Here is an 11,848-nt window from a genome sequence, read left to right on the forward strand (position 1 = left end):
GGCGGTTGAGACGGTGAGCAGGCAGCGAACACCGGCCGACGGCATACGACGGCCTGGCGCTGACCTGTCAGCGTCGGGAGATACAGAAATTCGTGAGAATGGCTCGCCCGTTCAACGCGGGTGAACCGGTGCCCGGCGGACCACGGATCCCCTGGGCACCGCCGGTGAACATCACGGTCACCGTGGCCACGGCGACCACACCGATCAGCACCATCCACAGCATCGGCACCACGAGCGCGCCGCCAGAGGGCAGCAACGACTTCTCGACACAGAAGATCATGTGCTGATCACCGTCGTGACCGACAGGACCACTCATAGCCTGCACATGATCGGCCTGGGCGCTACCGACCGACAGCGCGGCCACCGTGTCAGAGCCGTGAGCGTGCTCGTCGACCCGGTCCACGGTGCAGTGCATGATCGGGACGACCAGCAGCACCGCCATCAGAAGCAGCGCCACCGACCTACGTCGTAGACCGGAGGATGTATTCACCGCGGACCATTCGGATCCGGGTACCGCAGGCGGTCGCGGGAGAACGCGCCGCTCACCGCAGGTGGCGCACCGGCGTCGCCGCGCCGGACACCGCCTGCGCGGCCGCGCGATACAGCGGCATATGCGACCATCCCGTTCACCCGCACCACCTCCTTGTCTTCATTGTTCTCGCCGTGCCGCCGGATCGGCGAAGGAACACCGCAACGGTCGCGACACAACCTGGTCGCCGTCGCGGTCCTCCCTCGCCGTCCTGTGACCGGGCCTCCGGCGGCACCCCTCCTGGAAAACACGAACGGGTGGAGGACGCCTTATCGGCGCACCGACCGGCGGGGAGGAACCGGCGGTGCGCGGAGGACCGGGCCCCGGGTCACGGCTTCGTTCAGGACTCGCTACTTCAGGTGACGACTCGGTAGCCGGCGGCCTCCACAGCATTGCCGATGGCATCGGGGTCGACCGTGCCACCGGATTCGACGGTGACACGGCCGGTGGCCGGATCGGCCTCGACGCCGGTGACACCGTCGAGGGCGCCGATCTCGGCGCGGACCTTGGAAGCGCAACCGCCGCAGGTCATTCCCGCGACGGTGATGATCGAGGTGCTCATATCGGTTCCTGTCGATCGAGTAAGGGCCCGCGGGTGCCTCCGGTTTCGTGATCACCGGCCGCGGGAGAAGCAATTCCATTAATACAGTACCCCGGTAGGGTATGCAAGCGTGACGCCTTCCCCGCCGGGCGGCGGGCTGCGCCGGTGGGTGCGGCTCTGGACCAGTCGACGGCGTCGGTCTTCGGCGGTGAGGCCGGCCCGCCCGGTGACAGCGATCCGGTTCAGTCGTCGGTTTTGATCTTCTTCATGATCAGGTGGGAATCCACCCGGGCGACCGCCCGCAGGCCCATGAGTTTGCCGGTCAGGAAGGTTTCGAAGATTTCACGGTCGGCCACCGCGACCCGGACGAAATAATCGGGGCGGCCGAAGAGTCGATGGAATTCGACGACTTCGTCGTAGGAAGCGATGGCCTTCTCGAATTCTTCCACCGTCTGCAGATCGTTGATGCTGATCTCCACCGCCACGACGACCTCGAATCCGCGCCCGGTCGCGGCCGGATCGATCCGGGCCCGGTAGCCGCTGATGATCCCGGCCTCCTCGAGTCGCTTCACCCGGCGGAGGCACGGCGGCGGTGTCAGACCCACCCGTTTGGCCAATTCGACATTCGTCAGGCGACCGTCCCGGCGGAGGTGGAACAAAATATTGCGATCGATCGAATCAAGCTGCATTCATGTCTCGTAATCGCCGAATCGAGGTATCTTCGGAAACCATATTACGTGCTCACTTACATAAAATAACCATATGAGCAGCAGTTCGGCGCAGACCGCAGCTTCCCGTGTTCCCGCCCCACCCGGTTCCGGCCCGGCGCCGTCGGACCTGCGGGCGGCGCTGGCCGACTCCGGTTCGGTGGGCCTGGCCCTGTTCCCCCTCGGCCTGGCGCTGGGAATGCTGGTCGTGCACTCCGGGCCGGCCTGGTGGTGGGCGCCGGTGTTCGCCGGCGTCATCTATGCCGGGTCGCTGGAATTCCTGCTCATCGGGCTCGTCACCGCCGCCATACCCTTGGCCCAGGTGGCCTTGACCGCGTTCCTGGTCAACTTCCGCCACGTTTTCTACGCGCTCTCCTTTCCGCTGCACCGGGTGCGCGGCCGGTGGGGCAAGGGTTATGCGACCTTCGCGTTGACCGACGAGACCTATGCGCTGACCACCGGGGCCTCGGCGCGGGCATGGAGCGGTAGACGCATTCTGTGGCTGCAGGTGCTGTGTCAGGGCTACTGGGTCGCCGGCGCCACCATCGGCGCCGGTGGCGCGGCACTGCTCCCGGTACAGCTCGACGGCCTCGACTTCGCCTTGACCGCGCTGTTCGTCGTACTCGCGGTGGACGGATACCGTGCCCAGCGCGATATCCCGGTCCCGGTCACCGCGCTGGGGTGTGCATTGGTCGCCGGGCTCCTGCTGCCGGGACAGATGCTGCCCGTCGCCCTCGGGTTGTTCACGGCCGCGCTGTTGATCCGCCGATTCGCCATCAGCAGGGAGCTCACCCGTGCCTGATACCGGCTATCTGATCGCTGCCGTCGCGGTGTGCACCGCGATCACCTGGTCACTGCGCGCGCTACCCTTCGCCGTGCTGGCCCCGCTACGGAGCAGCACCACTGTCGACTATCTGAGCCGGCATATGCCCGTCGGTGTCATGGTGATTCTCGCGGCGTACACCCTGCGCGATATGACCGCCGCCCGACTGGTCCTCACCGGGCCGGCCCTCGTGGTCACCCTCGCACTGCACTTGTGGCGCCGCAATGCCGCGCTCAGCGTCCTGACCGGCACCGCCCTGCACGTGGCGCTGACAACTCTGCTCGCCCACAGCTGAGATCGTCCGGCGCGGGCGCGCCCGGGCCCGGGGCTGCCGGAGAACCTCGGCCGGTGCTCGTTCCGCACAGCCGAAGTGCGTTTGTCATCCGTCGGACCGACCCGCCTCACCTCCGGATCTTTCGATCCCGCGCCGCCGAATTTCGCTGCGCGGCAGAGATCTCCGTTCGAGTCGATCAGTTGCCTGCCCCCGGATCACACTTTTCGAGCACGCGTAGACCGCGCGCGTGCAGAGGCCGATCACAGCACGGAGTCCTGCATGACCGAGTCACTCATCCAGTTGCCCACCGCTGGAGAACCAGTTGTCGACACCTTCGACCGGATGATCCGGACCGGGCCCATCGTGCCCTACGAACTGCCGGGTGGGGTCCGGGCCTGGATGGCGGTCAGCTACCAGGCGGTCGGTGAGATACTCGCCGGTGACGGCACTCTGTTCAGTCACAGCGCGAAGAACTGTCCCGCGATGCAGGACGGCACCGTCCCGGCCGACTGGCCGCTACGGGTCCTGACCGACGCCGATCACCTGCTCAACAAGGACGGCGCCGATCATATGCGGATGCGCCGGGCCATCGCGCGTGCCTTCACTCCCGCCCGGGTCGCCCGGCTCGAACCGCGTATCCGGCAGCTGACCGACGACCTGATCGACAAATTCGCCGACCGGCCGGAAGTCGATCTCGTCGAGCACTTCACCATGCCGCTGCCCGTCACGGTGATCTGCGAACTGTTCGGCGTACCGGTCGCCGACCGGGGAAAGTTCCGGGGCTGGACGTCCACGCTGATCGCACACACCAGCACCGGTGAGCAGACCCGGACCGCCATGGAGGAAATGGTCGGCTACCTGACCGGGTTGGTCGCGGACAAGCACGACAACCCGGGTGACGACCTCACCTCGGATCTGGTGCGGGCCCAGCCCGATCATGGGATCGCCGATGCCGAACTGGTCGAAATGCTGTGGATCATCATCGTGGCCGGACACGAGACCACGATGCACCTGCTCGGGAATGCGATCGTGGCTCTCTACACATTTCCCGATCAGCTCGCGGCGGCCAGGGCCGGGGATCGCTGGGCAGACGTAGTGGAGGAGGCATTGCGCTACCGGAACGCCGCCTGCGCCATGTTCAACCGGTATGCCCTGCGGGATGTTCGGATCGCCGGTGTGGACATTCCCCAGGGGGCGATCGTGGGCTGGTACGCGGGGGTCGGACGCGATCCGCGGAAGTACTCGAATGCCGATGTCTTCGATATCGATCGCGACGACATCGACCAGCTGGGCTTCGGCCGCGGTCCGCACTTCTGCCTCGGTGCGCATCTGGCCCGGCTGGAGTCCCGGACCGCGCTGGCCACCCTGTTCGGCCGGTTCCCGCGGATGCGCCTCGCGTGTGATCCAGAGGCGGTCCCCTATGCGCCGCAGTTCATGACCAATGGTCCGCTCAGCGTGCCGGTGCAACTCGGAACCCGCGACTGAGCGACCGACAGGCCGGCAGGGGGAAGGTGTCACAATTCTGACGGACCGTCCCCGAGCGGATAGGCGGAAATGAGTATCGGACCGGCAGAGCCAGCGCTATGCGGTATTACCGGCTGACCGTCGCGAACGCGGACGAGTGGACCGAGGTGACCGACCATTTCCTGAAGGCCGACCACCGCTACCGTGATCCGGCCGACTGGTGGGCTCGGATCGCGGTTCAGGAGTCTCCGAGTTACACCCTGCTGCGCTCCGAGCAGGGCGGCGACCACCTGATGTATCGCAACCGTTCGCATATCCGGCACGGTCCGAGCGACTACTGCTGGATGGTGTTGCCCAGACGTGGCGAATGGCTCATCCAGCAGCAGGACCGGCTCACCAGGGTGGCGGCCCACCGCGGATTCCTTCTCGACCTGGACCGGGCCTGCCGGGTGCTGTTGCCCGGTTCGACGGCCTACGCGCTGCTCCTGCCCCGTACGCGACTGGAGCGCCGGCTCCCCGCTCCCGAAGTGCGGACGGCGCTCGATATGTCGACGGGTCTCGGCCGGATCGTGCAGAGCATGCTCGTCGCCACCCTTGCCGCGCAGTCGGATCTGACGACACCGGAATTCGACGCCGTCTGTGACCGGGTCACCGAACTGCTGTGCCTGATGCTCGTCGGTGACCTCGGGCCAAAGCACACCCACCTGACCGAAACCGTCGACGCCATCAGGGCATTCGTCCGAGAGAACATCGGGTCCGGGGATGTACGGCTGCCCGCGGTCGCTCGTGCGCTGGGCTGGTCGCCCCGTCAGCTGCGCGCCGTACTACACCGGACCGGCATCACCTATCGGGAGCTGCGGCGCGGTGAGGCGTTGCGCATGGCGCGTGATCTGCTCGCGCGTCCGGGGCCGGAGTCCATAGCGGAGATCGCGGCACGGTGCGGGTTCACCAGCACCGGGTTCTCGACGGCGTTCAAATCCCATTACGGGGAAACCCCCCGCGATTTCCGGCAGCGCCGCCGCGCCGACCTGCTCGCTGTGGCACCGCGACCTCCGGAGATCGTCATTCCGGAACGAGCCGTCGGTCCCGGACTCTCATCGTGAGCCGGGAGGAGACCGTAGCGATCCGAAGCGAACCGCAGCGGGCGGCCGCCTGCGCCTTCCGGCAACAGTGGCGCCGCGGAGGGTGCTCCGGGATCAGAGATCCCGGATGACGCGGCAGGGGTTGCCGGCGGCGAAGACGCGGGGCGGGATATCGCGGGTGACCACGCTGCCCGCGCCGATCACCGTGTTCTCGCCGATGGTGACTCCGGCGCAGACGATGACGCCGCCGCCCAGCCAGACGTTGTCACCGATGGTGATGGGCGCGGCGGATTCCTGGCCGGCCCGCCGGAGTTCGTGGTCCTCCATGGGGTGCAGCGGGGTGAGGAGCTGGGCACGGGGGCCGATCGCCACATCGTCGCCGATGGTGACGGGGGCGCAGTCGAGGATCACGATGTCGTAGTTGATGAAGGTGTTGCTGCCGATTCTGGTCGGATAGCCGTAGTCGCAGCGGAACGGCGGCATGATCACCGTGCCGGTGCCGCACGCGCCCAGCAGCTTGCCGAGAATCTCCTGCCGTTCGGTCTCGGCATCGGGGGCGGTGTCGTTGTAGCGGGCGGTCAGCGTGTGGCAGGCGCGGCGTTCCGCGACGAGTTCCGGGTCGTTACCGCGATAGAGCTCGCCGCGCAGCATACGTTCCTTGTCGGTCGCCATGGACTTGATACTGCCGGATCGGTGCGGGGCGTGGGGCGATCCGGCGGTCCGGTGCCGACCGTTCGGCGGTGCCGGGCAGCGGAAGGGCGGTGCGGCTGATCGTCCGGGCTCTCGTCGCTGCGCCGGCGCGGGGCCGTGACCGCGCCCGGAGCTGTGACAGGTGCCGGGCGCTGTGACCGTGCGCCGCGCCGCACGGTCCCACGGGGCAGCACCGGAGCGGCGCACACAAGGCGACGATTCGATGCCGAGAGGTGTTTTCCCAGCTCACGTACGTAAAATAGGGGGTGTAGCGTCCGCTCGTCGAGGAGGACGGCAATGGTCGACAGTCCGCGAACGATCGCCGGAACCGAGCCGGCACTGCCCGCAGGGGCGGACGCGGAGCGGTTCGCCGGGTACGGGGTGATGGGTCAGCCGTTCGCCGACGGCCACTACCTGGCGTTCCGGCATTTCGCCGCCAGCTCGGTGGGGCCCGGATACGAATCGGTCTGGCTCCGGAACCCGGATCGGGAATGGGTCATCTACAGCAGTGTCGCGCCGGAGGCCAGTTGTGTGCGGTACTACGGCGCCGCGCTGGTGGACGCGCGGGTCACGGATATCGCGGTGACCTGGACGGGCCCCTTCGCGTTGACGGTGCGGGTGCCCGGCACGCTGGTATGGGATATTGAACTGGGGCGGTCGCCGGCGACGACGGCGATGACGACGCTGGGCGGCGTGCTGCCCGCGGCGCTGTGGCGGAACTCCACGGTGCTGTCGCTCATGTCGCGGGTGGCGGGTCCGGCGCTCGGCGCCGGGCAGGTGCGGTTGCGCGGCACCACCCCGAACGGGCAATGGTTCCGGCTCGAGCCGCGGATGCTGTGGACGGTCGAGCGGACCGTGGCCCGGATCGACGGCGTCGATATCGGGCCGCCCGGGCCGTTGGCCGAACAGACGGCGCTCGGTGACTTCCGGTTACCGCAGCGCGGCATGTTCGCGGTGGGCCGGGCGTACTTCGAGCAGTACGACGCCGCGCGCCACGAGGCGGGGACCACGGGAACTTGACGACCGGGGCGGCCGGGTCCGTCCGGCCGGTGGGGTGCGTAGTCGGATGCTGTGCCCGCGGGGTGAAACGACAGTGGGAGCCGACCCCCGGGTCGGCTCCCACTGTTGTACGGGGGACGTGTCGGGTCAGCCCACCGGTGCCGGTTCCGATGCGGCGGTGGGTTTCGAATCGTCTTCCTTGCGGTTGCGGCGGATGCTGGACAGCACCGCGGCACCGATGAAGGCGATACCGATGAGACCGGTGACGAGCTCGTGGACGTGGATATCGCCGACCGTGATCAGCAGGATGAACGCCAGTGCGCCGATAGCCCAGTGGGCGCCGTGTTCGAGGTACACGTATTCGGCCAGCGTGCCCTTGCGGACCAGGTAGACCGTGATGGACCGGACGAACATGGCACCGATGAGACCGAGGCCCAGGGCGATGATGATCGGGTCGGCGGTGATGGCGAACGCGCCGATCACACCGTCGAAGGAGAACGAGGCGTCCAGCACCTCGAGGTAGAGGAACAGGAAGAACCCGGCCTTACCGGTGGCCTTGGCCAGCTCGGACGGGCCGCCGGCGGCTTCCTCGGCGCGTTCCTCGGCATGGAACATCGAACCCAGACCGTCGACGGCGATGTAGATGATCATGCCGAGCAGACCGGCCAGCAGCACGGTGGAGCGGTCGTCGTCGTGGGCGAGGAACTCCGCGGCCAGCACCAGGCCGATCCCGGCCACGACCACCGACATCATGTCCAGCTTGCCGGCCTTGGCCAGTGGGCGTTCCAGCCAGGACAGCCAGGTGAGTTCGCGGTCTTCGAGGATGAAGTTCAGGAACAGCATCGCCAGGAACATGCCGCCGAATGCCGCGATCTGCGGGTGTGCGTCGGTGAGCAGGGTCTCGTAGCTGGGGCTGCCGTCCGGGAAGTAGGCGGCGTCGCCGGGGGGCGGGTTCAACGCGAGGTCGAAGGCCTGGACCGGGTTGAGGCCCGCGGTGATCCAGACGATGGCCAGCGGGAAGATCAGCCGCATACCGAAGACGGCGATCAGGATGCCGATGGTGAGGAAGATCTTCTGCCAGAACTCACTCATCTTTTCCAAGATGGTGGCGTTGATCACGGCATTGTCGAACGACAGCGACACCTCGAGGATGCCGAGGATGAGGCAGAGTGCCAGGGCGGTGGGGCCGCCGTAGAGGAACGCCACCCCCAGCGACAGCACCGTGACGACTAAGGATAAACCGAATATGCGCAGGACCACGCTGGGACCTTTCGTGTGCGGTGGCCGGACTGCGGTCGGTATCCCGGCCTGTACGAGAAACCTGATCGGCGGCATCGACGACCAGTCACCAGCGTTGCCGTCGACCGCCTATTTGTCCAATTTGTCCCCTGGCGCCGCTGCGGGCAGAGAACGAGGGGGCCCGTCACCGGACCCCCTCACGCTACCCGGAGGTGTGGATCGTCAGACGTTCACACCGTAGTCACGCGCGATACCGGCCAGGCCGGACGCGTAACCCTGGCCGATGGCGCGGAACTTCCACTCGGCCCCGTTGCGGTACAGCTCACCGAAGACCATGGCGGTCTCGGTGGAGGCGTCCTCGGACAGGTCGTAGCGGGCGAGCTCCTCGCCGCTGGCCCGGTTCACGACGCGGATGTAGGCGTTGCGCACCTGACCGAACGACTGCGAACGGCTGTCCGCTTCGTAGATCGAGACGGGGAAGAAGATGCTCTCGATATTCGCCGGGGTGTTGGCGAGGTCGACATTGATGACCTCGTCGTCGCCTTCGCCCTCGCCGGTGGTGTTGTCACCGACGTGCTCGATGGCGCCGTCGGGGGACTTGAGGTTGTTGAAGAACACGAAGTGCTGGTCGGAGACGACCTTCTTGTCGGCTCCGGTGGCGATCGCGCTGGCGTCCAGATCGAAATCGGTGCCCGTGGTGGTGCGTACATCCCAGCCCAGGCCGACGGCGACCGCAGTGAGGCCCGGAGCCGCCTTGCTCAGCGAGACGTTGCCGCCCTTGGACAAACTGACACCCATGCGGGATTCCCTTTCGTAGTCGTCTGTGATTCCCAGCATGTCGGTAACCGCCGGGTACGGAATACGACAGTAGTGGGTTTCGGTGAACTTGCGTACAAACTCGGGCAAGCCGGTCACCGCCGCGCGCGGGCGGCGCGCCCGGATGGTTTGGGATCGAAGGCTTTCGGAGTGCCCGCCCGCCCCGCTCCGTCGTCGTCGCGGTATGCCCCCGGGTACGCGGGGGAGCCGGGCCCGCCGCGGTGTGGCGGCGCGCGGGTGGTGGAATCTCATACCATCGGGTCTGTGGCAGGCCGCAGGCGTGGATGGTTCCGGTCGGGGGAGGATCCGTGGTTCGAACAGGCACGGTCGGCGCTGACGACGGCGTTCCTGGATATGGACCGCCGGCAGTCGGCCGCGGAAGCGGCCACCGTGGCCGCCGAGGAGATGTTCCCGGAACGGGGGCTCGGTCGCCGCTGGGCCGCGGTGCGCGAGGACTGCTACACCGCCGCGGCGGCATATCTGCAGTTCACCGGCGAGCTGGACCAGGACGAACCGGCAGGGACGCGCCGGCCGGACCGGCAGCAGCGGCTGGACGCGGTGGTCCGGCAGCTGGGCTCGGCGGCACAGCGGGTCGACCGCTTCTACCACGGCGACCGGGCCGCGCTCGAGGAAGCGGTGGCGGTACGGCGGGCGGTCCCGGAACTGGTCGGGCGGGTCACCGCCGAGGCGGCACGGGTGCGCAGGCAGGCGGCCGAATCGGAGTACGCGGAGTATCCCTCGGTGCGTGACGGCGCCGCGGCGGTGGATGAGGCAATGGTCACACTGACCGCGATACCTTCCGATGATCGCGGCCGGGCGCGGACGGCGGCGAACCGGCTGGCTTCCGTTACGGCCGATTTGTCGGAATCGTTGGCCCAGGCCCCATCTCGGGCCCCGGCCGCGCGCAATGCCATCTCCTCGGTCACCACCCGGCTCGCGGCGGTCCGCACCCGGGCCGAGCGGATCGGGCCCGCGCATTCGGCGCTGCTGCGGGAGTTCAATGCTGCGAGTTCGGCGGATCTGGCAGACAATGAGCGAACCAGCGAGCGTCATATCGCCGCCGCGGCTCGGGCCCTGGCCGGGGCCCGAGCCGCCGCGGCCGAGAACACCCCGGAGCAGGCCCTTGAACTGACCACCACCGCGCGCGGCCACCTCGCCGACGCCGAACAACTGGTCGACGCCGTGACCAAACGGCTGGCCGAGTTGCGGGCGGTCCGCGAAGATCCGCGCCGACGCGCCGAAGCCGTACGGTTCCGCCTCCGGGACGCCCAGATGCTGGCTGTGTCACGGGGACTGGTCGCCGAATGGGGTTCGGTACTGGACGCTCAGGTCGAGCGCCTCGACCGGGTAGCCGCATCCCTCACCGGGCGGCACCCCGACTATTGGGCGTATGTAAACGAACTCGACACCATCACCGAATTCATTGCCGGGGTTGTCGAGCGAATGCGGAAACAACCACCACCGGGACAACGACGAGGATGAGACGGGGGCTCGATGACCGCAGGCACGGCCGTCCGGCAGGAAATTTCCCTGTACAAGCAGGTACCGCGCCGACATTTCAGGTATTTGCAGGGGCCGGACGCCAGAGCGCTGTTCCACCGCCAACCGGAGCCGTTCGACGACTGTGCCGACCGGGAGATATTGGCGATGGCGCTGGGCGCCACCCTGTACGTGCCGGCCACCCGGGCCGATCTGACGGCGACCATCGTGCGCCGGGCCGATCGCGGAGTGTGCTCGATGGTGATCGATCTCGAGGACGCCGTCGCCGACCACGAGGTGGAGTTCGCGAAACAGCAGACCGTACGCACGCTCGACGAACTCGCCGCCCGCCCGGACCCGAACCCGATGTTGTTCGTTCGCGTGCGCGACGCCGACACCGTGCCCGAACTGCTCGACCGGCTGGGCGCGGGGATACAGGTATTGACGGGTTTCGTGTTCCCCAAGTTCGACAGCTCCTCGGCGCCGAAGTACCTCGCCGCGCTGACGGCCGCCGCCGCGCGGACCGAACGGCCCCTCTACGGGATGCCGGTCCTGGAATCCGCGGCACTGGTGCACCGGCAGACCAGGGATTCCGAGCTCACCCAGATCGCGGCCTGCCTGGCCGAGGTGCGAGAACGGATCCTGGCCGTACGGGTCGGCGCCACCGATATGTGCGCGACCTTCGGTATCCGCCGCGACCGTGACCTGACCATCTACGACGTGCGGGTCATCGCGGACGTGATCGCCGATATCGTCAATTACCTGGGCCGCGCCGACGATTCGGGTTTCCTGATCACCGGGCCGGTCTGGGAATACTTCGCCGATCACGAGCGGATGTTCCGGCCGCTGCTGCGTACCGCGCCGTTCGAGGAATCCGACGCGGTGCCCTTCCGCAGCTATCTGGTGAGCCGGGACCTGGATGGTCTGCTGCGCGAGATCACGCTGGACCGCGCCAACGGTATCCAGGGCAAAACCGTCATCCATCCCTCGCATGTGGCGGCCGTGCACGCGCTGTCGGTGGTCACGCACGAGGAATACTCCGACGCCCTGGACATTCTGCAGGTCGAGGTCGGCGGGGTCGCCGCGTCCGGCTATCGCAACAAGATGAACGAGATGCGGCCCCACCGCAATTGGGCGCGCACCACCCTGACCCGGGCCCGGGTCTTCGGGGTGGCGAGGAAAGGGGTGTCCTTCGTGGATCTGTT

General features: G+C 67.6%; 13 protein-coding genes. 7 read left to right on the forward strand and 6 right to left on the reverse strand.

All coding sequences use genetic code 11. From position 1 onward, the window contains the following. Positions 1 to 67 precede the first annotated feature (67 nt). The 3 genes from lpqS to ON38_RS25030 all read right to left on the reverse strand — a co-directional run bounded on the left by lpqS (position 68) and on the right by ON38_RS25030 (position 1,759). The gene (gene lpqS / locus ON38_RS25020) at positions 68 to 457 is read right to left on the reverse strand and encodes a putative copper homeostasis (lipo)protein LpqS (protein WP_039827441.1); all 390 of its coding nucleotides are present in this window, start codon (positions 455 to 457) and stop codon (positions 68 to 70) included. Positions 458 to 884: 427 nt separating this feature from the next. Further along, complete coding sequence (locus ON38_RS25025; RefSeq protein WP_039827442.1) at positions 885 to 1,091, reverse strand: heavy-metal-associated domain-containing protein; 207 nt, start codon at positions 1,089 to 1,091, stop codon at positions 885 to 887. A gap of 221 nt (positions 1,092 to 1,312) precedes the next feature. Further along, on the reverse strand, positions 1,313 to 1,759 hold the full coding sequence (locus ON38_RS25030; protein ID WP_039827443.1) for an Lrp/AsnC family transcriptional regulator: 447 nt from the start codon (positions 1,757 to 1,759) through the stop codon (positions 1,313 to 1,315). Between the two features lie 73 nt (positions 1,760 to 1,832). Between ON38_RS25030 and ON38_RS25035 the strand changes: the two genes are divergently transcribed. The 4 genes from ON38_RS25035 to ON38_RS34315 all read left to right on the forward strand — a co-directional run bounded on the left by ON38_RS25035 (position 1,833) and on the right by ON38_RS34315 (position 5,441). Continuing rightward, complete coding sequence (locus tag ON38_RS25035) at positions 1,833 to 2,579, forward strand: AzlC family ABC transporter permease (protein ID WP_083873070.1); 747 nt, start codon at positions 1,833 to 1,835, stop codon at positions 2,577 to 2,579. After that, on the forward strand, positions 2,572 to 2,895 hold the full coding sequence (locus ON38_RS25040; RefSeq protein WP_039827444.1) for a branched-chain amino acid transporter permease: 324 nt from the start codon (positions 2,572 to 2,574) through the stop codon (positions 2,893 to 2,895). Before ON38_RS25035 ends, ON38_RS25040 begins: the two co-directional genes overlap by 8 nt. A 258-nt stretch (positions 2,896 to 3,153) precedes the next feature. Continuing rightward, complete coding sequence (locus ON38_RS25045) at positions 3,154 to 4,359, forward strand: cytochrome P450 family protein (RefSeq protein ID WP_039827445.1); 1,206 nt, start codon at positions 3,154 to 3,156, stop codon at positions 4,357 to 4,359. A gap of 98 nt (positions 4,360 to 4,457) precedes the next feature. Continuing rightward, positions 4,458 to 5,441 carry a helix-turn-helix domain-containing protein gene (locus tag ON38_RS34315; RefSeq protein WP_051165147.1) on the forward strand — a complete coding sequence of 328 codons (984 nt, stop codon included), beginning with the start codon at positions 4,458 to 4,460 and terminating at the stop codon, positions 5,439 to 5,441. Positions 5,442 to 5,534: 93 nt separating this feature from the next. On the opposite strand, the gene ON38_RS25055 is transcribed toward ON38_RS34315, so the two are convergent. Continuing rightward, a complete protein-coding gene (locus ON38_RS25055) occupies positions 5,535 to 6,092 on the reverse strand; it encodes a sugar O-acetyltransferase (protein ID WP_039827446.1) in 558 nt (185 codons plus the stop codon). Positions 6,093 to 6,407: 315 nt separating this feature from the next. Between ON38_RS25055 and ON38_RS25060 the strand changes: the two genes are divergently transcribed. Beyond that, positions 6,408 to 7,130 carry a hypothetical protein gene (locus ON38_RS25060; RefSeq protein ID WP_039827448.1) on the forward strand — a complete coding sequence of 241 codons (723 nt, stop codon included), beginning with the start codon at positions 6,408 to 6,410 and terminating at the stop codon, positions 7,128 to 7,130. A gap of 126 nt (positions 7,131 to 7,256) precedes the next feature. Here ON38_RS25060 and ON38_RS25065 read toward each other — a convergent pair whose 3' ends face one another. Beyond that, on the reverse strand, positions 7,257 to 8,369 hold the full coding sequence (locus tag ON38_RS25065) for a DUF475 domain-containing protein (RefSeq protein ID WP_039827449.1): 1,113 nt from the start codon (positions 8,367 to 8,369) through the stop codon (positions 7,257 to 7,259). A gap of 201 nt (positions 8,370 to 8,570) precedes the next feature. Then, positions 8,571 to 9,146 carry a TerD family protein gene (locus tag ON38_RS25070; RefSeq protein ID WP_039827458.1) on the reverse strand — a complete coding sequence of 192 codons (576 nt, stop codon included), beginning with the start codon at positions 9,144 to 9,146 and terminating at the stop codon, positions 8,571 to 8,573. 282 nt (positions 9,147 to 9,428) lie between these two features. On the opposite strand from ON38_RS25070, the gene ON38_RS25075 reads away from it, so the two are divergent. Beyond that, entirely contained in the window at positions 9,429 to 10,646 is a 1,218-nt protein-coding gene (locus ON38_RS25075) for a hypothetical protein (RefSeq protein WP_039827451.1), read from the forward strand. A gap of 12 nt (positions 10,647 to 10,658) precedes the next feature. After that, positions 10,659 to 11,848 (forward strand): HpcH/HpaI aldolase/citrate lyase family protein (locus ON38_RS25080; protein WP_051165148.1); only part of this gene is annotated, 1,190 nt, incomplete at its 3' end.

Source organism: Nocardia testacea NBRC 100365 (genome assembly GCF_000308775.1).
In the GTDB taxonomy this organism is placed as follows: Bacteria; Actinomycetota; Actinomycetes; order Mycobacteriales; family Mycobacteriaceae; genus Nocardia; species Nocardia testacea.